At 66.7% G+C, this 21,401-nt stretch carries 21 protein-coding genes and 1 tRNA gene; 6 read left to right on the top strand and 16 right to left on the bottom strand.

Features of this window, described 5'->3' with window-relative positions; genetic code table 11:
- Window position 1: 1 nt before the first annotated feature.
- From parE to pgi, 3 genes are read right to left on the bottom strand one after another with little or no spacing between them, the layout of a single operon-like run.
- Window positions 2-1,882 carry a DNA topoisomerase IV subunit B gene (gene parE / locus ACFODV_RS11480; protein WP_379759334.1) on the bottom strand — a complete coding sequence of 627 codons (1,881 nt, stop codon included), beginning with the start codon at window positions 1,880-1,882 and terminating at the stop codon, window positions 2-4.
- Between the two features lie 15 nt (window positions 1,883-1,897).
- A complete protein-coding gene (locus tag ACFODV_RS11475) occupies window positions 1,898-2,542 on the bottom strand; it encodes a YqiA/YcfP family alpha/beta fold hydrolase (protein ID WP_379759331.1) in 645 nt (214 codons plus the stop codon).
- A 28-nt stretch (window positions 2,543-2,570) separates the two neighbouring features.
- The gene (gene pgi / locus ACFODV_RS11470; RefSeq protein WP_379759328.1) at window positions 2,571-4,241 is read right to left on the bottom strand and encodes a glucose-6-phosphate isomerase; all 1,671 of its coding nucleotides are present in this window, start codon (window positions 4,239-4,241) and stop codon (window positions 2,571-2,573) included.
- A gap of 83 nt (window positions 4,242-4,324) precedes the next feature.
- On the opposite strand from pgi, the gene cmoA reads away from it, so the two are divergent.
- A complete protein-coding gene (cmoA, locus tag ACFODV_RS11465) occupies window positions 4,325-5,107 on the top strand; it encodes a carboxy-S-adenosyl-L-methionine synthase CmoA (protein ID WP_379759325.1) in 783 nt (260 codons plus the stop codon).
- A gap of 2 nt (window positions 5,108-5,109) precedes the next feature.
- A complete protein-coding gene (gene cmoB / locus ACFODV_RS11460; protein ID WP_379759321.1) occupies window positions 5,110-6,102 on the top strand; it encodes a tRNA 5-methoxyuridine(34)/uridine 5-oxyacetic acid(34) synthase CmoB in 993 nt (330 codons plus the stop codon).
- Window positions 6,103-6,108: 6 nt separating this feature from the next.
- Here the strand turns inward: cmoB and ACFODV_RS11455 are convergent, their stop codons facing one another.
- The 8 genes from ACFODV_RS11455 to ACFODV_RS11420 all read right to left on the bottom strand — a co-directional run bounded on the left by ACFODV_RS11455 (window position 6,109) and on the right by ACFODV_RS11420 (window position 11,950).
- Window positions 6,109-6,435 carry a type II toxin-antitoxin system PemK/MazF family toxin gene (locus tag ACFODV_RS11455; RefSeq protein ID WP_379759317.1) on the bottom strand — a complete coding sequence of 109 codons (327 nt, stop codon included), beginning with the start codon at window positions 6,433-6,435 and terminating at the stop codon, window positions 6,109-6,111.
- Complete coding sequence (locus ACFODV_RS11450; RefSeq protein ID WP_379759314.1) at window positions 6,423-6,656, bottom strand: AbrB/MazE/SpoVT family DNA-binding domain-containing protein; 234 nt, start codon at window positions 6,654-6,656, stop codon at window positions 6,423-6,425. Before ACFODV_RS11450 ends, ACFODV_RS11455 begins: the two co-directional genes overlap by 13 nt.
- 68 nt (window positions 6,657-6,724) lie before the next feature.
- Window positions 6,725-7,399, bottom strand: coding sequence for a zinc metallopeptidase (locus ACFODV_RS11445; RefSeq protein WP_379759311.1), 675 nt, complete (start codon window positions 7,397-7,399; stop codon window positions 6,725-6,727).
- Between the two features lie 67 nt (window positions 7,400-7,466).
- A complete protein-coding gene (gene cysN, locus ACFODV_RS11440; RefSeq protein WP_379759308.1) occupies window positions 7,467-8,903 on the bottom strand; it encodes a sulfate adenylyltransferase subunit CysN in 1,437 nt (478 codons plus the stop codon).
- Window positions 8,903-9,874 (bottom strand): sulfate adenylyltransferase subunit CysD, encoded by a 972-nt coding sequence (cysD, locus tag ACFODV_RS11435; protein WP_379759305.1) that lies wholly within the window; start codon window positions 9,872-9,874, stop codon window positions 8,903-8,905. The genes cysN and cysD overlap by 1 nt, the downstream gene beginning before the upstream one ends.
- Before the next feature lie 123 nt (window positions 9,875-9,997).
- Entirely contained in the window at window positions 9,998-10,732 is a 735-nt protein-coding gene (locus ACFODV_RS11430; RefSeq protein ID WP_379759544.1) for a phosphodiesterase, read from the bottom strand.
- Between the two features lie 83 nt (window positions 10,733-10,815).
- A complete protein-coding gene (locus ACFODV_RS11425; RefSeq protein WP_379759302.1) occupies window positions 10,816-11,262 on the bottom strand; it encodes a DUF1249 domain-containing protein in 447 nt (148 codons plus the stop codon).
- 46 nt (window positions 11,263-11,308) lie between these two features.
- Window positions 11,309-11,950, bottom strand: coding sequence for an NUDIX domain-containing protein (locus ACFODV_RS11420; protein WP_379759299.1), 642 nt, complete (start codon window positions 11,948-11,950; stop codon window positions 11,309-11,311).
- A 134-nt stretch (window positions 11,951-12,084) separates the two neighbouring features.
- On the opposite strand from ACFODV_RS11420, the gene greB reads away from it, so the two are divergent.
- From greB to ACFODV_RS11405, 3 genes are read left to right on the top strand one after another with little or no spacing between them, the layout of a single operon-like run.
- Window positions 12,085-12,624 (top strand): transcription elongation factor GreB, encoded by a 540-nt coding sequence (greB, locus tag ACFODV_RS11415; protein WP_379759296.1) that lies wholly within the window; start codon window positions 12,085-12,087, stop codon window positions 12,622-12,624.
- 10 nt (window positions 12,625-12,634) lie between these two features.
- Window positions 12,635-12,892, top strand: coding sequence for a DUF4160 domain-containing protein (locus tag ACFODV_RS11410; protein ID WP_379759293.1), 258 nt, complete (start codon window positions 12,635-12,637; stop codon window positions 12,890-12,892).
- Entirely contained in the window at window positions 12,861-13,115 is a 255-nt protein-coding gene (locus ACFODV_RS11405; RefSeq protein WP_379759290.1) for a DUF2442 domain-containing protein, read from the top strand. Before ACFODV_RS11410 ends, ACFODV_RS11405 begins: the two co-directional genes overlap by 32 nt.
- On the opposite strand, the gene ACFODV_RS11400 is transcribed toward ACFODV_RS11405, so the two are convergent.
- From ACFODV_RS11400 to ACFODV_RS11380, 5 genes are read right to left on the bottom strand one after another with little or no spacing between them, the layout of a single operon-like run.
- A complete protein-coding gene (locus ACFODV_RS11400) occupies window positions 13,116-14,231 on the bottom strand; it encodes a methyltransferase (protein ID WP_379759287.1) in 1,116 nt (371 codons plus the stop codon).
- Window positions 14,228-15,091 carry a methyltransferase domain-containing protein gene (locus ACFODV_RS11395; protein WP_379759284.1) on the bottom strand — a complete coding sequence of 288 codons (864 nt, stop codon included), beginning with the start codon at window positions 15,089-15,091 and terminating at the stop codon, window positions 14,228-14,230. Before ACFODV_RS11395 ends, ACFODV_RS11400 begins: the two co-directional genes overlap by 4 nt.
- 41 nt (window positions 15,092-15,132) lie before the next feature.
- Complete coding sequence (locus tag ACFODV_RS11390; RefSeq protein WP_379759281.1) at window positions 15,133-16,638, bottom strand: amidase; 1,506 nt, start codon at window positions 16,636-16,638, stop codon at window positions 15,133-15,135.
- Window positions 16,639-16,685: 47 nt separating this feature from the next.
- A complete protein-coding gene (locus ACFODV_RS11385) occupies window positions 16,686-19,823 on the bottom strand; it encodes an efflux RND transporter permease subunit (protein ID WP_379759278.1) in 3,138 nt (1,045 codons plus the stop codon).
- Window positions 19,820-21,100, bottom strand: coding sequence for an efflux RND transporter periplasmic adaptor subunit (locus ACFODV_RS11380; RefSeq protein ID WP_379759275.1), 1,281 nt, complete (start codon window positions 21,098-21,100; stop codon window positions 19,820-19,822). The genes ACFODV_RS11385 and ACFODV_RS11380 overlap by 4 nt, the downstream gene beginning before the upstream one ends.
- Before the next feature lie 169 nt (window positions 21,101-21,269).
- On the opposite strand from ACFODV_RS11380, the gene ACFODV_RS11375 reads away from it, so the two are divergent.
- A tRNA-Arg gene (locus ACFODV_RS11375) sits at window positions 21,270-21,346 on the top strand.
- The last annotated feature ends 55 nt before the right edge of the window (window positions 21,347-21,401 follow it).

Below are 21,401 nucleotides of genomic sequence, written 5' to 3'. Positions count from 1 at the left end.
ATCAGACCTCTATGTCAGCGAGGTTGCCGTAGTCTTCCAGCCAGCTCTTGCGGTCGGGGGCACGCTTCTTGGCCAGCAACATGTCCATCATCTCCATGGTGCCGTCGCCCACTTCACGGGTCAGCTGCACCAGGCGGCGAGTGTCCACCGCCATGGTGGTCTCGCGCAGCTGCAGCGGGCTCATTTCGCCCAGGCCCTTGAAGCGCTGCACGTTCACGGTGCCACGTTTGCCCTCCAGCTTGCGCAGGATCGCCGCCTTCTCGCTCTCGTCCAGGGCATAGTGCACCTCCTTCCCCAGGTCGATGCGGTAGAGCGGCGGCATGGCCACGTAGACGTGGCCGGCATCCACCAGCGCCGGAAAGTGACGCATGAAGAGCGCGCAAAGCAGGGTGGCGATGTGCAGGCCGTCGGAGTCGGCATCGGCTAGGATGCAGATCTTGTGATAGCGAAGCTTGGTGAGGTCGTCGCTGACCGGATCCATGCCCACGGCGACGGCAATATCGTGGACCTCCTGGGAGCCGTAGATATCGTGGGACTCCACCTCCCAGGTGTTCAGTATCTTGCCGCGCAGCGGCAGGATCGCCTGGCTCTCGCGGTTGCGGGCCTGCTTGGCACTGCCGCCGGCGGAGTCGCCCTCCACCAGGAACAGCTCGCTCAGGGCCGGATCCTGACCGGAACAGTCGGCCAGCTTGCCGGGCAGCGCCGGGCCCGAGGTGACCTTCTTGCGCGCCACCTTCTTGGCACTCTTCTGGCGACGCTGGGCGGCGTTGATCACCAGCTCCGCCAGCGCCTCGGCCTGGTCCACGTGGTGGTTGAGCCACAGCGAGAAGGCGTCCTTGACCACCCCGGAGACGAAGCCCGCCACGGTGCGCGAGGAGAGGCGTTCCTTGGTCTGGCCGGCGAACTGGGGGTCGAGCATCTTCACCGAGAGCACGTAGGAGACCCGCTCCCAGAGGTCCTCGGCGGTGAGCTTCACCCCCCGCGGCAGGAGGCTTCGGTACTCGCAGAACTCGCGCAGCGCCTCGAGCAGGCCGGCACGCAGGCCGTTGACGTGGGTGCCGCCCTGGGGTGTGGGAATCAGGTTGACGTAGCTCTCCAGCAGGGGCTCGCCGCCCTCGGGCAGCCACTGGATCGCCCAATCCACGCCGTGCTCGTCATCGGCAAAGTGGCCGATGAAGGGCGACTGAGGCAGCACATCAAAGCCATCGGTGGCCTGGGCCAGGTAGTCGCGCAGGCCATCCTCGTACTGCCACTCGCTCTCGGTTCCGTCGGTGTCCACCAGACTCACCTTGAGCCCGGGGCAGAGTACTGCCTTGGCGCGCAGCAGATGCTTCAGCCGGCCTACCGCCAGGCGTGGGCTGTCGAAGTAGCTGGTCTCGGGCCAGAAGCGAAGGACGGTGCCGGTATTGCGCTTGCCCACACTGCCAATCACCGACAGCTGTGAGACCGGCTCACCGTGCTCAAAGGCGACGGCGTAGCGATTGCCGTCGCGCAGGACCTCCACCTCGAGGCGCTTAGAGAGCGCGTTGACCACCGAGACGCCAACGCCATGCAGGCCCCCGGAGAACTTGTAGCTGGCATTGGAGAACTTGCCGCCGGCATGCAGCCGGGTCAGGATGAGTTCCACCCCGGAGACGCCGTGCTCCGGGTGGATATCGATGGGCATACCGCGACCGTCGTCGGCGACCTCGATGCCGCCATCCTCGAACAGCCGCACGCTCACCTGGCTGGCATGGCCGGCCAGCGCCTCGTCGACGCTGTTGTCGACCACCTCCTGGATCAGGTGGTTGGGGCGGCTGGTGTCGGTATACATGCCCGGGCGCTTGCGCACCGGCTCGAGGCCGGAAAGCACCTCGATCGAGCTGGCACTGTATTGCGTCATAAGTCGTCCGGTTCCTTATGTGGTCAGGGCCGCATGTGGTCGGGGCCGCCATGCCGGCGGCAGGGCATGGCCGCCATGGGCCAGCAGGGCCGTCAAGTGCCCGGCCAAGGCGGCAAAGCCGTGGTCGGCTCCCGGGTGCAGCAGGGTGCGGGCACCGCGGTAGAGGGCGAAGGCATCCGCCGGGTCCAGCACCTCGTCGGCGGTGCCCAGCAGCACCAGGTAACGCTCGGGGGCGGTGACCTTCGCCGGCGTCAGTGCCGCCAACTCGGCCAGGTGCTTCTCCCCCACCGTAAAGCGCTCGCCGGTGGTGGCGTTGACGAAGACCTCGTCGACCCAGTCGGCCACTAGCCGGGCCGGGGCCACCGCGGGATTGATCAGAGCGGCGCGCAGGCCGTGGCGCTCGGCCAGACAGGTGGCCAGAAAGCCCCCCATGGAGCTACCCGCCAGCAGCGGCTCGGGGCCAAGCTCAGCGAGCCGCGACTCGGCCAGCGCCAATGCGTCGGCCGGGCGATGAGGCAGCTGGGGCGTGGCGCAGGCCAAGTCCAGATGGGAACAGGCCTCGCGTACCCATACCGCCTTGGGCGAATCGGCGCCGCTGTTGAAGCCGTGCAGGTAGAGCACCCCGCTGGCTGGCTTCATCCGGTAAAGGGGGCTCAGCATAGCGCAACTGCTGTACGAACAGCCAGTATCATAAGGAGGCCTTGCCGTTCGCTTCGGCCGCCCAGGCCGCTTCGATCAGCGCCCGGGTAGAGCCATCCATGGTCTCCAGACCCTCGTGGCTTTCGAGAATCCGCTGGGTCTCACCGGCGATCTGCTTGCCCAGCTCCACCCCCCACTGGTCGAAAGGGTTGATGCCCCAGAGCGTTGCCTGGACGAACACCTTGTTCTCGTAAAGAGCAATCAGTGCACCCAGGGTATAGGGCGTCAACTCGTCCAGCAGCAGGGTGGTAGACGGCTGGTTACCGCGATAGCGCTTGTGCCCGGGGCGCTCTCCCGGCTCATCGATAGCATCATCGCCCAGCGCCAGCAGCCGCGACTGGGCGAAGCAGTTGGCCAGGGTCAACCGATGCTGCCCCTTGAGATGCTGGCGAGTCGCCTCGTTATCGACCTCATCGTAACGCCTGAGAGGCGCAATAAAGTCGCACTCCACCGACTGAGTGCCCTGGTGGAGCAGCTGATAGAAGGCGTGCTGGGCGTTGGGTCCGAGCTGCCCCCAGAGCACCGGGCAGGTAGAGTAGCCCACCTCGCGTCCCTGGGCCGTCACCGACTTGCCGTTGGACTCCATCTCGAGCTGCTCGAGGTAGGCGGCAAAATACTCCAGGCGACCGTCGTAGGGCAGAATGGAGTGGGCACGAATGTCCAGAAAGTTGACGTTCCAGATACCTGCCAGGGCCAGCAGCACCGGCAGGTTATCGGCCAGCGCAGCGGTGCGGAAATGCTCGTCCAGGGCGTGGGCCCCGGCCAGCAGTTCGCGGAAGCGCTGCATGCCGATTACCAGGGCGATGGGCAGGCCGATGCCTCCCCACAGCGAGAAGCGACCCCCGACCCACTCCCAGAACTCGAGCTGGTGGGCGGGCGCAATGCCCCATTCGGCCATCTTATCGGGGCTGGCCGAGACGCCGATGAAGTGCTGGCGCATCACCAGCTCGGCGTCGACGCCCTCTTCACCGGCCAGTCGCGCCATCAGCCAGTCCCGGGCGGTGCGCGCATTGGAGAGCGTATCGATGGTGGTAAAGGACTTCGACGACAGCACGAAGAGCGTGGCCTCGGGGTCGAGGCGTGCCAGGCAGTCGGCCAGCTGGGAGCCGTCCATGGTGGAGGCAAAATGCACCTCTACGCGGTGCACGTCGCGCAGCCGATAGTCGGCCAGGGCGTGGGTCACCATGAGCGGACCGAGGTCCGAGCCACCCACGCCCAGGTTGACCACGTGGCGGATGGCCCGGCCGGTGGCGCCGCGCCACTGCCCGGTGTGGAAGCGCTCAACCATGGCCTCCATACGCTCGAGGGTGCGATGCACACCGGGCACCACATCCTCGCCCTCGACCACCAGCGAGGCGCCCTCTGGCAAGCGCAGAGCCGTGTGCAGCGCCGGGCGATCCTCGCTGACGTTGACCCGCTCACCGCCCAGCAGCCGCCGGATCGCCCCGGGGACGTCCGCCTGCTCGGCCAGCGCCAGCAAGTGCGCCAGGGTCTCGGCAGACCAGCGCTGCTTGGAGAGATCCACGGTCAGGCCGGCGGCGTGCCGGGTAAAGCACACCTGACGATCCGGCTCCTCGGCAAACAGTTCACACAGGTGGCGGCGGCCCGTTGCCTTGACATGGGCCTCGAGCGCATGCCAGGCGTCGCTCTGATCGATCATCCTATCCTCCTTGAAGCCCGGCGGGTGCAGGGTCATGGCGGCGCGCGTAGAATGGCGGCCGTTCCCGCATTTTTGGCCTGATCATGAGTGATGCATCTTACCGTGACGCGATCTTTTCGACACCCCTGGACCGAGTGGCGCGTTTCTCCTTCGATGAGCAGGTAGTTGCCTGTTTTCCCGATATGATTCGCCGCTCGGTGCCGGGCTACGGGCAGATACTGGGCATGCTGGGACTGATCGCCCGCCGACACCTGCGCCACGGGGCACGGGTCTACGACCTGGGCTGCTCGCTGGGGGCCGGCGGCCTGTCACTGGCCGGCCAACTTCCGCCGGAGGCCTTCCGCTACGTCGGCGTCGACCTCTCCCCGGCCATGGTGACCCGAGCCCGGGAGACGCTTGACACCGAATGCCCCGACCATGCCATCCAGGTCATGGAGGGCGACATCCGCACCCTGGACTATGAACCGGCCGGCATGATCGTACTCAACTTCACCCTGCAGTTCCTGCCGCCGGCGGATCGGGAAGCGGTGATGGGGCGTCTCTTCGCCGCGCTGGAACCCGGCGGCGTGCTGGTGCTCTCCGAGAAGATCCGCGCCGAGGACGAGGAGGAGAACGCCTGGCTGGTAGAGCGCTATCACGACTTCAAGCGTGCCAACGGCTATAGCGACATGGAAATCAGTCAGAAGCGCACGGCGCTCGAGAACGTGCTGGTACCGGACACCCTGGCAGAGCACCACGCCCGCCTGGGCCGGAGCGGCTTCTCCCGCGCCCACACCTGGTTCCAGCTCCTCAACTTCGCCTCCCTGGTGGCCTTCAAGGACGAAGCTTTCAAGGACGCCGACCCCTCGGCGCCCCGGGAGGATTGAGCATGCCGATTCCCGCCGACCACCGCGACCTCTACCGCGCTTTCCTCGACCAGGGCCTCGACACCTGGCTGGCCCGGCTCCCCGAGCAGCTCGCCCGCGGGCTCGACCGCCAGCGCTTTGGCGACCTGCCCGCCTGGGAGAAGGCGGTGGCCAAGCTGCCGGCACTGCCCGATGCTCGGCGGGTGAGCCTGGACGCCGACACGGTCAGCGTCGAGGTCGCGCTCACCGACAGCCAGCGCCGCCAGGCCGAGAATCTGCTGCACAAGCTCGCCCCCTGGCGCAAGGGGCCTTTCTCGCTCGGCGGCATTGCCATCAACACCGAGTGGCGCTCGGACTGGAAGTGGCAGCGGGTTGCGCCGCATCTGGCGAGTCTTGCCGGCAGGAAGATTCTCGACGTGGGCGGCGGCAGCGGCTATCACGGCTGGCGCATGGCCGGGGCGGGCGCCGCCTTCGTACTGGTGATCGACCCCTCACCGCGCTTCTTCTGGCAGTTCCGCGCGGTGCGCCACTTCGTGGGCGACGCCGACCAAGGCCGAACCCACTTCCTGCCGGTAGGCATCGAAGAAGTCCCCGAGGATCTCGGTGTCTTCGATACGGTGTTCTCCATGGGGGTGCTCTACCATCGCCCCTCCCCGCTGGAGCACCTGCTGCAGCTCAGGGCCGCCCTGCGCCCCGGCGGCGAGCTGGTGCTGGAGACCCTGGTGGTGGAGGGCGACGCCACCAGGGTGCTGCTGCCGGGAGAGCGGTATGCCGCCATGCCCAACGTCTACTTCCTGCCCTCCTCCGCGGCGCTCTGCCACTGGCTTGCGCGCTGCGGCTTTACCGATGTGAGGGTGGTGGACGAAGCGGCGACAACCACTGACGAGCAGCGTGCCACCGAGTGGATGACCTATCAGTCGCTGGCCGACTTTCTCGACCCCGAAGACCCGACCCGGACTCGAGAGGGCTATCCCGCCCCGCGCCGCGCGGTGGTCATTGCCAACCGGCCAAGATAGGCAAAGCTACTCAAACATCTCAAGCAGGGTGGCATGCCAGATCGAAGTTTGGATATCCCCCATCTTGCCCAGCACCCGGCGCTTGTCGATGCAGCGAATCTGATCCAGAAGTATCCGCGCAGGTTTATTCTGAAAGATCAGCGTGGGACGGCAACCGAGAGGCTGCCCTTTACTCGTAACCGGCGCCACAATGATTCGGGGTAGCGCAGCATTCAAATCATCCGGGGAAATCACCAGCGCAGGGCGGGTCTTGCGGATCTCTGTGCCCACCGTGGGGTCGAGGTTGACCCAATAGACTTCACCACGACCTATCGCGCGGCCTACCACTGCCACTCTTCCTCATCCACTTCTATAAGCTCTTCCCACACGGCCTCATCACGGCTAGCGTCATAGCCGTCGAACCAGCGCTGACGTGGCTGTTTGACCGGCTCCACCACCAACCGCTGACCCTCCAGATGGATATCAACCTCGTCGGTAATACCGAGATCAGTCAGCATGGCCGCCGGAATCAGAACACCTTTCGAGTTCCCGATCTTTCTAAGATGAGTACGCATATCATTCCTCTTGCCGCCAGGAGTCTAGAAAGTAATAACATAGTTATTACATCAGGCCGTCCAAGATGTCAACGTCGCAGAATCACCAGCCAGCGCCCCAGATTGAGCATGCTGGCCAGGGAGGCTGCCACGTAGGTGAAGGCGCAGGCGGTGAGCACGTGGCGGGCACCGGGCATGTCGTAGGGGGGGATGTAGTCCTTGAGCAGCGGCAGCGCACGCTGGAAGCTGGCGTCGAACTCCACCGGCAGGGTCACCAGGTGCACCAGCGCCGCGGTGCCGAAGCTGATCACCGCGGCGACCACCACGATGGCGAGCCCGCCCGGCAATCGAGTGAGCAGGAACAGCAGGGGTGCGGCCATCATCAGCACCGCCCCGAGCTTCTCGGCCTTCTGGGCCACGCCCACCAGCCTTGATCGTGCCAGCAGCGGCGCATAGCCCTGATGGTGCTGTATGGCGTGCCCCACCTCGTGGGCCGCCACCGTGACCGCCGTCAGCGAGCGCCCGCCGTAGACCTCCGGCGAGAGCCTCACCCGGCGCGCCTCGGGGTCGTAGTGGTCGCCTTGCTCGGTGGGCTCCACCTTGACCCCTTCGATGCCAAGACGCCGCAGCAGGTGGTCGGCCAGCTCCGCGCCGGTACCCGGGTAGTCGTCGCGACCGCGTGAGTGGCGTTTGATTACCCACCGGGCCCAGAGGTTGGGCAGCAAAAAAATGGCCAGCAGCAGGGCAATGGCAAGAACAATCATCGAGGCTTGGCTCCGGGTCGGCTGTGAGGCATTGGACACAGCCTACCAGAGCGGGTTTCCTCGAGACCTAAAGCAGTTTGCGAATATCCTTCGCCTCCCAGTGGGGGAAGTATCGGCGCACCAGGGCATTGAGCTCGAGTTCGAAGCCGGCCCAGTCCACGTCACCGGGGCTCGCCGACTCCCCCTCGACCACGGCGCGGATCATGCCCGCCCCCACGGTAACGTTGGTCAGCCGGTCGATGATGATAAAGCTGCCGGTGCCCGGGCTGGTCGTGTAGTCATCCAGCGGCACCTCGGCGGTCAGCCCCACCCGGCAGCGGGCGATGGCGTTGAGCTCGAGACGCTCAGCCGTGTGTCGCACCAGAGTGTTGACGTCCACCTGGTGGAGGATCGCCTCGACCTGCCCCGCCACCGAGCGACCGGCCAGGCGGATATCGACCTGTCGGCCCGGCTCAAGCGGCTGCTCATGCATCCATACGATATCCGCCTCGAAGGCGTGGGAACTGACCAGCTCGGCGTCCGCCGCGACGATCCAGTCGCCCCGGGAGATGTCGATCTCGTCGGCCAGCGTCACGGTAATCGCCTGGCCCGGCCAGGCCGCTTCAAGATCGCCGTCCCAGGTGACGATTCGCTCGACGGTGGAGCGCCTGCCGGAAGGCAGCACCTTGATCGCCTGGCCGGGGCGCAGCACGCCCGCCTCCAGGGTGCCCGCATAGCCGCGGAAGTCCAGGTGGGGACGATTGACGTACTGCACCGGCAGGCGCAGGTCGGTCAGGTTGCGGTCACGGCTGATTTCGACGCTCTCGAGCAGTTCCAGCAGCGTCGGGCCGGGTTGCCCATCGACCGTATACCAGGCGAGCGACTCGCTCTTGTTGACCACGTTGTCGCCCTTTAGCGCCGAAAGCGGCACGAAGCGAATGTCCCGGGCCTGGAGCTGTCCGGCAATCTCCTGGTACTCGGTGACGATCTCGTCGAAACGAGTCTCGGCGTAGTCCACCAGGTCCATCTTGTTCACCGCCACCACCAGGTGCTGGATGCCCAGCAGGTCGGCGATGAAGCTGTGCCGGCGAGTCTGGGTCTGCACGCCGTAGCGGGCGTCGATCAGGATAATCGCCAGGCTCGCGGTCGATGCCCCGGTGGCCATATTGCGGGTGTACTGCTCATGCCCCGGCGTGTCGGCGATGATGAACTTGCGCCTGTCGGTGGAGAAGAAGCGGTAGGCCACATCGATGGTGATGCCCTGCTCACGCTCCGACTGCAGACCGTCCACCAGCAGGGCGAGATCGACCTCCTCGCCGGTGGTGCCCACTTTCCGCGAGTCTCTGGTCAGCGCGGCGAGCTGGTCGTCGAAGATCATCTTGGAGTCGTGCAGGAGCCGGCCGATCAAGGTCGACTTGCCGTCATCCACGCTGCCGCAGGTAATGAAGCGAAGCAGATCCTTGTTCTCATGCTCGTGCAGATACTGCTCGATGTTGTCGGCGATCAGGGTCGATTGGTGTGTCATCAGAAATAGCCCTCGCGCTTCTTCTTCTCCATGGAGCCGGCCTGGTCGTGATCGATGGCGCGGCCGCTGCGCTCAGAGGTGCGGGTGAGCAGCATCTCCTGGATGATCTCCGGCAGGGTGGCGGCCGTGGATTCCACCGCCCCGGTGAGCGGGTAGCAGCCCAGGGTGCGGAAACGCACCCACTTCTCCTCGGGCACTTCGCCCTCGGCCAGCGGCAGGCGCTCGTCGTCGACCATTATTAGCATGCCGTCTCGCTCGACCACCGGGCGCGGGGCGCTGAAGTAGAGGGGCACGATGGCAATGGACTCCAGATAGATATACTGCCAGATATCCAGCTCGGTCCAGTTGGAGAGCGGGAAGGCGCGGATCGACTCGCCCTTGTTGATTCTGGCGTTGTAGAGGTTCCACAGCTCCGGGCGCTGATTCTTGGGATCCCAGCGGTGGAACTTGTCACGGAAAGAGAAGACACGCTCCTTGGCGCGGCTCGCCTCCTCGTCCCGGCGTGCCCCGCCAAAGGCGGCGTCGAAGCCGTACTTGTCCAGGGCCTGCTTGAGGGCTGCCGTCTTCATCACGTCGGTATAGCCGCTGGAGCCGTGGTCGAAGGGGTTGATGCCGGCGGCGCGCCCCTCCTCATTGGTATGCACCAGCAGTTCCATGCCCACCTCGGCCGCCATGCGGTCGCGAAAGGCGATCATCTCGCGGAACTTCCAGGTGGTGTCCACGTGGAGCAGCGGGAAGGGCGGCGGCCCGGGATAGAAGGCCTTGCGCGCCAGGTGCAGCATCACCGCGGAGTCCTTGCCGATGGAGTAGAGCATCACCGGGTTGCGGAACTCGGCCGCCACCTCGCGAAGGATGTGGATCGACTCCGCCTCGAGCTGCTGCAGGTGGGTCAGCCGCTGGGGCGACAGCGCCGGGGGGGCGCTGCTCGACTGGGCGAGCGACGGAGCGGTCGCGGCGTGAAGCGTGGTCATGGCCCGGGTACCTCGCGTGACGGTGGGCATGGAAATCATGACCTCGAGGGTAACGCCGGACTGTTATGACTCAAAAGAATTAATGGCGATCTTTTTATACTCTAAAACGAATTTGTCCCATCGTCACAGATCGACGCGCTCTACCCAGGTCGTGAAATCATCATCACCCAGGTCGAGCACCCGATAGCCGGGGCGTGAAGCCTCATCGATGGCGAAGGTCTCGGCATGGGCCAGGAACTGGTCGGTGGTCGAAGGGCAACCCAATACGGCGACCTCTCCCTTTGCCAGGCGCCCGCGGCCGGTAAAGGCCTGGTGGATATGGCCGCAGAGGATGGCACGCACCTGGCCAGAGGCCGAGACAGTCTGCCAGAAGGCCTCGCGATCCTTGAGCCCAAGGGCATCGATCCACGCTGACCCCACCAGCAGCGGCGGATGGTGCATGGCGATCAGGGTCGACCGATCGTCCTCTTCCAGACGCGCGGCCAGGTCGGCAAGGCGCTCGGGGCCCAGCTCACCGTGGGCCTCTCCGCTGACGTGGGTATTCAGCATCAGGATCCGCCAGGCCCCGATGTCGAGCTCGTCGAGGAGCTCACGGGTCTCGGCCATCAGCGCCGGATCATCGTGATTACCGGCCAGCCAGCACCAGGGCGCCGCGAGGCGACCCAGGGTGCGCTGTGCCAGCTGGTAGGAGGCGGCGGTCTCGTCGTTGCTGATGTCGCCGGTGACCAGCACCATGTCGGGGCGCTCGCGGTTGACCGCCTCCACCACCGCCTCGAGCTGGCGCAGCGGAAAGCCCGCCCGGGCACGTGCCGCGGGGTCGGCGTGGAGGTGGCAATCGCTGATCTGTACCAGTCGCATCATCGAAAGAGCTCTCGTTGGGCGCCGGTCAGTGCGGCGGGTTCAGGGCACGGATTCAAGGAAGCTGATTCAAGAAAGCTGATTCAAGGAAATTCTGGCAGGTCCAGAGAGTGGCCATGGGCCAGGCCGTGCTCCAGCCACTCCCCGAGAAAGCGGTTGAGCTGAAGCTTCTCATCGGGCTGGTGCATGCGCGAGTTGGGATAGCGATAGCGGCCGTGGAAGTGGCGCTGGCGCTGGAAGTCGGTGACCTCGGCCATGCGCACGTCGTGATAAAGATGCACGCGCATGCGCGGGATCTCGATCATCGAGTCGAGCACGCCGCGCTGGGTCACCCGCACGATGCTGGTATAGGGCGCTCTCTCCAGCAGCTCGAGGCTGAGCACGCCCAGCCAGCGACCGTCGCTTGCCAGCTCGATCTCGCGGGTCTCGCCGACCTCCAGGTCGCCCAGCAGGCGCACCAATCGCAGAAAGTTGATGCTGCACTCCCCCTGCAGACCCCTGAGGTCGGTCACATAGGCACTTCTCTGCACACCGTCTTTCCGCACACCATTTCTCCCATCAGCGTTTCTCCGCAAACTATCTCCTCGCTCGCAATGAAGCCCGCTCGACCGCCAGCCAGTGGAAGGCGATCAGGCACATGGCATTGTCGAGTCGTCCGGCCTGAAGGAGTTCCCAGGCCCTGCCAAACGGTAGCACATGCACGCGAATATCCTCGTGCTCCTCGTCGAGGCCGTGCACGCCACCCAGTCCCTCGCTGTCCACCAGGCCGCAGAACAGGGTGACCCGCTCGTCACAGGCCCCCGGACTCGGATAATAGGCGTGAAGCTCGATCAACTCGCCAACGAGCGCATTGGCCTCCTCGAGAGATTCCCGACGGGCCACCTCGGCGGGAGACTCGCCCCGCTCCACCAGCCCCGCCACTACCTCGAGCTTCCAGGGAGAGACGGGGTCGTTCAGTGCGCCGGCGCGAAACTGCTCCACCAGCACCACGGCATCGCGCTGCGCGTCATAGAGCAACACCCCCACAGCATCGTGGCGATGATGCACTTCGCGCGTCATGGTGCTACTCCAGCCGCCTTTGAACAGACGATGACGAAGCTGTAGCGCCTCCAGGCGGAAAAAGCCCTGATGCAGGCAGCGCCTTTCCAGCAGGTCCACGTCCACGGCGGTGAAGGGCGCCGCCGCAAAGAGGTCCGGGACGTCAGGCGAATCACTCATGGCGGGCTCCGCTTGTGAAAAGAGGATCATTATCATGACCGAGCGCGCGGATGCCAACCCGGCCGGTACCGAGCTTGGCCGCGGCATCCTCATGGCGTATGTTGCGGTCCACAGCCATTCGAGGATGAGAGCCTATGAAGGGCCGCAACATGACCCGCTGGCGCGATCCGGCCACGGATCCGCGCCAGGCGCCCAAGAGCGACCTGATCACCGCCGAAGGAGCCGAGCGGCTGCGCTGCATCCTCGACCACCTCGCGAGGGTCAAGCGCCCCGCGCTTTCCGCCAAGGTGGGCGAAGCGGCCGCGCTGGGCGACCGCAGCGAAAACGCCGACTACACCTACAACAAGAAGGAGCTCAACCGAGTCATCGCCCGGATCCGCTACCTGACCAAGCGGCTCGACGAGCTCTCGGTCGTGGACCGCCTGCCGGCGGACACCGGCAAGGTCTATTTCGGTGCCTTCGTCACCCTGGAGGACGAAGAGGGCGAGGAGATGGCGATCCGCATCGTCGGCCACGACGAGATCGAACCCGCCAACCGCTGGATCAGCGTCGATTCGCCGCTGGCGAAAGCCCTACTCGGCAAGGCGCTGGATGACGAGGCAACGGTAGCCGCTCCCGGCGGCGAGACCACCTACGTGATTACCGAGATCGCCTACCGCGACCCTCAGGCATAGGAGCCATGTCATGCCGGTCGTCTTTCGGTACAAGGGCATCAGATTCTTCTTCTATTCTAATGAGGGCAATCCGCTGGAGCCCATGCATATTCATGCAGAGAGCGGAGACGGAGAAGCCAAAATATGGCTCGAACCTCAGGTCGCTATCGCGACCAGCGCTGGCTACAATCGAAAGCAGCTTTCACAGCTCATGCAGCTGGTGGAAGCACATCATGACGAGATCGAGAGGGCCTGGAATGAGCATTTCCGCCAAGACCGTCAGCTTTGACGACTACACCATGTGGGTCGAGCTGGATGACGGCAGGACGCTCGGAATCCCGCTGGCGTGGTTTCCGCGGCTCCTGCACGCCAGCCCGGCAGAAAGGGACCAGTGCCGCATCAGCTATTCCGGCAAGGGCCTGCACTGGGATGAGCTCGATGAGGACATCGCCGTTGACGGCCTACTTGCCGGCCGTGGCGACATGACGCAGCACCACGAGCGCGTCGCCTGATCAGCCCCTGACCGCCCGGTAGACTCGGAAGCGGCGATCGTCGGCCAGTATCTCGAAGCCGCCGAAGGCCCGCTCCAGCAGGTCCGGATAGGGCAGGAAGACGTTAGCCACGATGATCAGCTGTCCGCCCGGCTTAAGATGCGCCGGAGCTTCGAGGATCAGCCGTGCCGCCGGACCATAGTCGACGGCGCGCTCCTGATGGAAGGGCGGATTGCTGACGATGGCGTCGAAGGTCCGGCCATCCAGGGCCGAGTAGACATCGCTTTCCAGCGCCTCGCCCGCCAAGCCGTTGGCGGCAAGCGTGCGGCGAGAGGCTTCCACCGCGAAGGCGTTGACATCCACCGCCGTGACCCGCGCCCCCCGACGCGCCAGCCAGGCGGCCAGGATGCCGTCGCCGCAGCCCATGTCCAGAACATCGCCCAGAACATCGCCCAGAACGTCTCCCAGAACGTCGCCCTCCCCTGTCGGCAGCGCGCCGGGCAGCGTCTCCAGCAGCAGAAGCGTGCCGGCATCGAGCTTGCCATGGCCAAACACCCCGGGGTGGCTAGAAAGCGTCAGGCGTTCTTCTTCCGGCCTTTTCTCTCCCGACTTTTTCTCTCCCAGCGCGGCCTCGAAGACGGTCCAGGCGGCATCGGGGGCGATCGCCACCCGCCCAAGACGCGTCTCGAACAGCGAACAGCGCCGCGCGCTGTCTCGCTTGCGACAGCCCAGCCCGAGCGCGGCCAGCACCTTGAGCACCCGTTTGATGCCGCCCTGGTTTTCCCCCACCAGCTGCAGCGGCGTGCCCTCGGGCAAAGTGGCGCATAGCCACAGCAGCCACCACTCTCCCAGGGCGTGGCTCTTGGGCCAGAACAGCACCGCACCGGGGGGCATCATGCCCTCGTTACCCCCGGGCATCGCCTCGAAGGGCGAAATCGCAAGGCGGCCAGCGGCCTGCCAGGCGGCGCGCACCCCGAGATCGGCGCTGATCGCTGTGCCCTGCCCCGCCTCCAGCCAGGGGTCACGAGGCGGCGCTACCCACCACCACCCTCGGTAGTCGAGGTCCTGACGTTCCAGCAGCTGGCAGGCCGGGGTCTCGGCGCGGGGGGACGAGGAGCGGATCGTCTCGGCGTTCATGTCCCGTGCTCCTCGGCCGATGGGGCGGAGTCATCGGGGCGTACCAGGGTGTAGAGCAGGTAGCGACCCAGGCGCCAGTGGGGATCGAAACGGCAGTAGCACCACTCGAGCTCAAGCAGCGTCTCACGGTCGGCATCGCTCTCGGGGGGCCGGCGCAGGTAGTCGTGGAAGATCCGCACCCCCGCTACGGCGCGAACCTCCAGGCCCAGCTCGGCGCTCCACTCCACCACCTGGGCATGAGTGAGCGGCGAGATAGGCGTCAAGCGCCGACGCTGGCCCTTGCCTGCCAGCCGGTCGGCCAGGGCCTTCTCCAGGTTGCCCTTCACCACGTTGGAAAAGCGCAGCGCATCGCGATTGAAGACCATCAGCGAGAGCTGACCACCCGGCGCCAACTGTCCCGCCAGGGTCGCCAGAGCGGCGCGAGGATCGGCCAGCCACTCCAGCACCGCGTGGCAGGCGATCAGCGCCCAGGGGCCGGGGGCGGCGTCGGGTAGCGACTGCAGCGGCGCCTGAAGGAAGGCAATCTCGCTCCCCTCGAGGGACGCCCGGGCCCGCGACAGCATCTCGCCGGAGGGCTCGACCAGGGTCACGGCGTGGCCACGTCCCGCAAACCAGCTGGCCAGCTGACCGAGACCGCCGCCCACGTCGAGCAGCGGTTGGCCATGCAGCGCAAGCATCTCCGGCAGCAGGCGGTCGAGCAGCGCCAGGCGCAGCTCGCCGCGCGCGCCCCCATAGAGGCTCTCGGCAAACTTCTCTGCCATGCCATCAAAGTGGCGGTCGCCCGCGGCGGACAGGGGAGAAACAGAGGGCGGCGAAGCGAAGTGCGGTGAAGGTATCGCGGTATCGGGGGGCTTGGGCATGAGACACCATTCGGAGAAGTCGGGGGAGATTCTACCTGAACTTAACGGCTTGGCGGCCGCGGCAGGTGGCGGCCCCAGTCCACCTCGGCCTCGAGCTGGGCGGCCAGCGCCAGCAGGCCTCGCTCGTCGCCCATGGGGCCGAGTACCTGCACGCCCACGGGCAGACCCTCAGGGGTGACATGCAGAGGCAGCGACATGGCCGGCTGGCCGGTCAGGTTGGCCAGCTGGGTGAAAGGCGTCATGCGCAGGGAATCGGCGGCCAGGCGCTTGAGCATGCCAGCCTTCAATGCCAGATGTGAGGCGCCTGGAATCGCCAGCAGCGCCATCAGTCGCTCCCGGGCGGGCGTCGGGTAGAGTTCGCCGCGGCGCGGCGCGGGGGTCGCGGCCACCGGCATCAGCAGCACGTCGAAACAACGGTGGAAGGCGGCCATGTCGCGGGCCACCCGGTTCCAGTAGCGTTTGGCGGTCTCGTAGTCCGCGGCCGGAAGGCAACGGCCCAGGCGGCCGATGGCACGGGTGGCGGGCTCGATATCGAGTTTCGACACCGGCACATCGGTCTGCTCGCTGACCCAAATGAGGTCCGCCGCCAGATGGCCCAGGTAGAGGGTGAGGTAGCTATCGGCGAGCGCCGCGCCATCAACCGGCGGATCGGCCCACTCCACGTGGTGCCCCAGCCCGTCGAGGCGCCTGGCGGCCTGCTCCACCGCCAGGCGCACCTCGGGGTCGAGGCGGGTGCCCAGGGTGGCGCTCAAGGGGCTTCCCAGCGACACCGCCACCCGCAGACCTTCCCGCGGATGAGATAGCGCGCCCAGAAAGCCGTCTTCCCTGGGCAGCGGCCAGGGGCTGCCCTCGTCCATGCCGTTGATGGCGTCGAGGAGAGCGGCGCTGTCACGCACGCTACGGGTCAGGGCGTGCTCCACCACCGCCCCCTGCCACACCTCACCGAACATGGGGCCCAGCGGCACCCGTCCGCGGGAGGGCTTGAGGCCGAACAACCCGCAGTGGCTCGCCGGGATACGGATCGAGCCGCCGCCGTCGCCGGCCATGGCCAGGGGCACCAACCCTCCCGCCACCGCGGCCGCGGAACCCCCGCTGGAGCCACCCGGGGAGTGATCGGGCGCCCAGGGGTTCACCGGATGGGGAAAAGCGCGGGGCTCTGTGATACCCATCAGCCCCAGCTCCGGGGTGGCGGTCTGGCCGAGGATCGAGAGGCCTGCCTCGCGCAGCCGCCGCACCAGGCTGGAATCCTCGGGAGAGCGCCACTCCGCCAGGGCGGCGCTGCCGAAGGCCAGCGGTTCGTCGCCGATGGCCATCAGCAGGTCCTTGGTCAGGGTAGGCACACCGGCGAAAGGGGCAGCCGGATCGACGCGGCGCCCCTCCTCGCGGGCCTGCTCGAACCGGGTGCGCACCACCGCCCCCAGCGCAGGATTATGCGCCTCGATGGCCACACAGGAGGCGTCGAACACCTCGTCGGCGCTCACCTGACCCGAGCGGATCAGCATCGCGAGACCCAGTCCGTCGTGGGCGCGATAGTCGCGTACGTCCATCTTCTCCCTCCCCTGCGCGGTTCAGTCACCTCTGATGCCGTTCCAGCCTAGTCCTCTGCGTTCGCCGATACCACAGCCCTGCGCCGCGCCAGTCGCTCGCGGCCGTGCTCCAACCAGGAGAGCAGTGCCGGCGTGACCAGCAGCACCAGCAGGGTCGAACCGCCCAGGCCAAAGGCAATGGAAGTGGCCATAGGGATCAGGAACTGTGCCTGCAGCGAGGTCTCGAAGAGCAGCGGCAGAAGGCCGCCGATGGTGGTCAGCGAGGTCAGCAGCACCGCCCTCACCCGCTGCACCACCGCCTCGTTGAGCGCCTCGTCGACGGTCAGTCCTCGATCGCGCTGCTCGCGATAGAAGCTCACCAGGATGATCGCGTTGTTGACCACGATGCCGGAGAGGCCGAACAAGCCGAACAGCGAGAGAATGGTCAGGTCGATACCCAGCGCCCAGTGGCCCAGCAGCGCGCCCACCAGCGAGAAGGGGATGATCGCCATGACGATCAGCGGCAGGCTCCAGGAAGCGAACACCCAGGTCAGCACCCCGTACATCAATGCGACCCCCACCAGCAGGCCCATGCGCATGTCGGCCAGGGTCTCGCGCTGGTCGGCGGCGCGCCCCTCGAAGCTGTAGTGCAGGTGGTGGTCACGCGCCAGGGCCGGCAGCAGCTCCGCCGAGAGACTCTCCAGCACCTGCTCCGCCGAGGTGACCGCGGCGTCGAGTTCCGCGGTCACCTCCACCGCCAGCTGGCCGTCGGCGTGGCGCAGCGCCTCGAAGCCCTGGCGGTGGTCGAGGCTCATCACCTGGCTCAGCGGCACCTGGCGACCGTCCGGCAGGCTCACCGCCAGCCCGGAGAGCGTGGCGAGACGCTCGCGCTGTTCCCGGGGGAGCTGCACGCGCACCTCGATCTCGTCGGCACCCGACTGGTGAATCTGCACCACCTGGCCGTCGAAGGCGGTGCGCAGCTGGCGGCCCAGGTCCGCGGTGGTCAGGCCCAGCGCCTCACCGAAGGCGTTGACCCGATAGATCAGCTGCTCGCGACCCCAGGGCATGTCGTCCTCGGTGTCGAGTACGCCGGACAGGCCCGCCATGGCCTGGGCCAGGGTATCGGCGGCCAGGCGTAACTCGAGAGCATCTTCGCCGATCAGACGCACGTTGACGTCGCGCCCCGGCGGGCCCGCGGCACGCTCGTTGATGTTCAACGCATCCAGCCCGGCAGGCTCGCGAATGCGCTCGCGCCAGGCACGAATAAAGGCGGTGTTGCGCACCTCACGGTGATCCGGAGAGATCAGTTCGATCATCAGCGAACCTACCTCGTCTGCGCTGCGCCCGGGGGAGCCACCCTCCTGGGTGGTGCCGTAGCGAGACACTGCCAACCTCACCAGGCCACCGCCCAGGGCGCTGTCGGTCTCCTCCAGTGTCACCTGAAGATGGTCGACGAATTCAGCCACCCGCGCCCGGTCGGTGCCGGCCACGAAGCTGACGTTGGCATAGACCACGCTGGACTCCGGGGACGGAAAGAAGTTGAAACCGAGCCGACCACCGGCCAGCAGCCCCGCGGTGACCAGAGTGACCGCCAGGGCGCCGGCCACCGTGGCACCGCGGTGGCGCAGGGTCAGCGCCGAGAAGCGCCGGAAGGGGCCGTGACGGAAGGCGTCGAAACGCGCCTCGAAGCCCTCCCTCAGCCTGGCAATGCCGCGCGGGCGGCGCGCCGTCTCCTTGCCGGGCACGAAGGCGTTGCGCAGGTGAGCGGGCAGCACCACGAAGCACTCCAGCAGGGAGGCGATCAGCACGCAGATCATGATCACCGGGATATCGCCGAGGATATTGCCGATCACCCCGCCCACCATCAGCAGCGGCATGAAGGCCGCCACCGTGGTCAGCGAGGAGGCCACCACCGGCCACAGCATGCGTCGTGCGGCCCCCGCCGAGGCATTGCGAGGCGCCTCACCCATGCGGTGGTGGGCATCTGCGTCCTCCCCCACCACGATGGCGTCGTCGACAATCACCCCCAGCGCCATGATCAGCGCGAAGAGCGACATCATGTTGATGGAGCCACCGATGCCCCAGAACACCCCCAGGGCCGCCATGAAGGCGGTAGGAATGCCGATCGCCACCCACAGCGCTACGCGCGCCGGCAGGAAGAAATAGAGCAGGATCACCACCAGCAGCAGGCCGCCCGCGCCGTTGACCAGCAGCAACGAGATGCGATCGTCAATCAACTGCCAGGACTCATCGAAGACCTCAAGCTCGACGCTGGGCGGCAGGGTCGGGCGCACCTCGCCGAGCCAGCCCTCCAGCACCCGAGCGGCGGCCAGGGAGTTGCCCGCCTCGGCGCGCTGCAGCACCAGCTCCGCGGCCGGTCGCCCGCGGTAGGCAAGTTCCACCTGACCTTCGCGAGGCTCCTGGCGCACGGTAGCAATGTCGCCCAGACGCAGCTGCACCCGATCGCCGCTCAGGATCGGCAGATCCTCGAAACCCAAGGCGTCGCGACGCTGCTGCAGCGAACGCAGCTCTCGGGCGCTGTCACGCTGGCCCAGCAGCCCTGCCGGCAGGTCCCGGGACATCTCCTGGACCCGGCCGGCGATCTCACCCAGCGACATTCCCAGCCCCTGCAATCGCTCCGCGGGCACTTCGATGCTGATCTGCTGCGCCGGCAGGCCGCTGATCTCCACCCGGTCGATGCCAGCAAACAGCAGCTCGTCTTCGAAGCGCTGCGCCAGCTGGCGCAGTTCGGAAGGGGCCAGATCGCCATGCACCAGCAGCCGCGCCACCGGCTCATAGCGGGCTAGGCGCGATACCTCCGGGGTCTCGGCGTCCGCCGGCAGGTTGGTGAAGCTGTCCACCTGCTGGCGCACATCATCCAGCGCCAGCACCGGGTCGCTGCCCTCCTGGAACTCTAGGGTAATGTTGGCGATGCCCTGGGCCGAGGTGGAGGTCATGCGCTTGAGCCCATCTAGGCTGCGCAGGCGCTGTTCAAGGGGGTTGGTGATGCCCTGCTCGATATCCTCGGCGGAGGCACCGCTCCACACCACCCGCACGCTGACCACGTCCAGGGCGAAGCTCGGGAAGAACTGGATATTCATGCGCGCGATACCCAGCGCGCCGCCCAGCAGCATGACCAGCATCACCAGGTTGGCGGCTACCTTGTGATGGACAAAGAAGCCGATCAGCCCGCCGCGACGACTCACTGGCCAGCCTCCTCGGCCAGGTTTTCGGTTAGCGTTTCGGCCTGTTCCTCGACGACCTCGACGCGAAGCCCCTGCATCGCGTTGGGCAGATGGGTGGCGATCACCCTATCCCCCGGGGCCAGCCCCTCGACCGGCCCAGCGGCGCGAACCAGCAGCCAGCGCTCGCCTTCTGGACTCAGGGTCTCACCCAGGCGCTCCACCCGCCGACGCTCTAGCCGCGAGTCGTCATCGATGCGGTAGAGCAGGTTGCTGCCGTGCAGGGCAGAGAAGGGCACCGCCAGGGTGTCCGCTACCGACGGTCGCTCGAGCAGCACCGCCGCCAGCACCCCCGGGCGCATCCCGCCGGCCGGGCCGTCGAGCGTGAGTATCGCCTCGGTACCGGCAGGGTCACTGTCGCCCGCCAGGCGAGACAGTACGAAGCGTTGGCCGCCCTCCTCGGCGGTTGCAGCAAGAATCTCGCCGCGTTCAAGGCTCGACGCCAACTCGGCCTGGTAGCGATGCGGCACGCGCGCGCGCAGCTCAAGCCCCTGAGCCGGATAGAGCGAGAGCAGCGGCGCCCGAGCCGCCACCTGGTCCCCCGGCGCCACCTGCACGTTGCTCACCACTCCATCGAAGGGTGCCAGCACCCGTCCGCGTTCCCGATCGCGCTGCGCCATCTCCAGCGTTGCCCTGGCGCGGGCCAAGCGCGCCTCCAGGCTGGCCAGGCGGGAAGGGTGTTCTGCCACCGCGCTTTCGCGAGTGGTTACGCTGAGCCGAGCCCGGGCGACAGCATCGCGAGCGGTATCGAGGTCGGCCTGGGAGGTCAGGTTGCGCTCCACTAGCGAACGGTTGCGCTCCAACTGGCGGTTGGCACTGGCCAGGAGTTCTTGCTCACGCTCCAGAGCACGCCGGTCGTTGTCATGGCGTAAGCGCTCGTTCGCCACCTGGGCCTCGAGGTCGGCCACCTCTGCCTCGGCCTGGCGCAGTGGCGGCAGCAGATCGGCATCGTCCAGGGCCACCAGCAGCGTACCCTCGCTCACGCGCTGGCCATCACTTACCGGCCGCTCGGCCACCCGGGCGGCAACGGATGCCACCAGGCTGACCCGCTCCGGCGCCACCAGCTCGCCGAACAGCGGCAGCACCGGCACATGCTCGGCACGCGTCACCGTCAACGCCTCAACGAGCCAGCTGCGCTCCTGGGGCACGGCCGGCGGCGCCTCGGGCCGGGTCAGGCGCAGGGCCAAAAAACCGGCAATGCCGAGGGCGAGAATCAGAAAGGGAAGCAACCGCTTGAGCATGAGGACGTCCGTGCCGGTGATTAGCGGGGACTACTATACGCTGCCCGGGGCCCGCCACGAACGCCGCCGGTTCACGGTGCGGCAAGGTAACGCAGCATCACCATCTCACCCCGCATCGTCCCGCGCGGTTTCACTCCAGGACGACTTTCCCTATAATGCGCAGCGCTTGGCCCCCATAGCTCAGCTGGATAGAGCGTCCCCCTCCTAAGGGGAAGGTCGCACGTTCGAATCGTGCTGGGGGCACCAATTAATTCAACAGTTTAGCTCCGATCCCTCGCTTAACAATCCAATCAGAACCACC

The organism is Halomonas tibetensis, assembly GCF_042643535.1.
Taxonomy (GTDB): domain Bacteria; phylum Pseudomonadota; class Gammaproteobacteria; order Pseudomonadales; family Halomonadaceae; genus Halomonas; species Halomonas tibetensis.
Note: the sequence above shows the minus strand (reverse complement) of the source record. Positions and strands in the feature narration are given on the sequence as shown.

Excerpts from the sequence above, each read along its gene's own strand:
- parE (WP_379759334.1), bottom strand. The coding sequence starts at position 1,882 with ATGACGCAATACAGTGCCAGCTCGATCGAGGTGCTTTCCGGCCTCGAG.
- ACFODV_RS11475 (WP_379759331.1), bottom strand. The coding sequence starts at position 2,542 with ATGCTGAGCCCCCTTTACCGGATGAAGCCAGCCAGCGGGGTGCTCTAC.
- pgi (WP_379759328.1), bottom strand. The coding sequence starts at position 4,241 with ATGATCGATCAGAGCGACGCCTGGCATGCGCTCGAGGCCCATGTCAAG.
- cmoA (WP_379759325.1), top strand. The coding sequence starts at position 4,325 with ATGAGTGATGCATCTTACCGTGACGCGATCTTTTCGACACCCCTGGAC.
- cmoB (WP_379759321.1), top strand. The coding sequence starts at position 5,110 with ATGCCGATTCCCGCCGACCACCGCGACCTCTACCGCGCTTTCCTCGAC.
- ACFODV_RS11450 (WP_379759314.1), bottom strand. The coding sequence starts at position 6,656 with ATGCGTACTCATCTTAGAAAGATCGGGAACTCGAAAGGTGTTCTGATT.
- ACFODV_RS11445 (WP_379759311.1), bottom strand. The coding sequence starts at position 7,399 with ATGATTGTTCTTGCCATTGCCCTGCTGCTGGCCATTTTTTTGCTGCCC.
- cysN (WP_379759308.1), bottom strand. The coding sequence starts at position 8,903 with ATGACACACCAATCGACCCTGATCGCCGACAACATCGAGCAGTATCTG.
- cysD (WP_379759305.1), bottom strand. The coding sequence starts at position 9,874 with ATGACCACGCTTCACGCCGCGACCGCTCCGTCGCTCGCCCAGTCGAGC.
- ACFODV_RS11430 (WP_379759544.1), bottom strand. The coding sequence starts at position 10,732 with ATGCGACTGGTACAGATCAGCGATTGCCACCTCCACGCCGACCCCGCG.
- ACFODV_RS11420 (WP_379759299.1), bottom strand. The coding sequence starts at position 11,950 with ATGAGTGATTCGCCTGACGTCCCGGACCTCTTTGCGGCGGCGCCCTTC.
- greB (WP_379759296.1), top strand. The coding sequence starts at position 12,085 with ATGAAGGGCCGCAACATGACCCGCTGGCGCGATCCGGCCACGGATCCG.
- ACFODV_RS11410 (WP_379759293.1), top strand. The coding sequence starts at position 12,635 with ATGCCGGTCGTCTTTCGGTACAAGGGCATCAGATTCTTCTTCTATTCT.
- ACFODV_RS11405 (WP_379759290.1), top strand. The coding sequence starts at position 12,861 with ATGAGCATTTCCGCCAAGACCGTCAGCTTTGACGACTACACCATGTGG.
- ACFODV_RS11400 (WP_379759287.1), bottom strand. The coding sequence starts at position 14,231 with ATGAACGCCGAGACGATCCGCTCCTCGTCCCCCCGCGCCGAGACCCCG.
- ACFODV_RS11395 (WP_379759284.1), bottom strand. The coding sequence starts at position 15,091 with ATGCCCAAGCCCCCCGATACCGCGATACCTTCACCGCACTTCGCTTCG.
- ACFODV_RS11390 (WP_379759281.1), bottom strand. The coding sequence starts at position 16,638 with ATGGACGTACGCGACTATCGCGCCCACGACGGACTGGGTCTCGCGATG.
- ACFODV_RS11380 (WP_379759275.1), bottom strand. The coding sequence starts at position 21,100 with ATGCTCAAGCGGTTGCTTCCCTTTCTGATTCTCGCCCTCGGCATTGCC.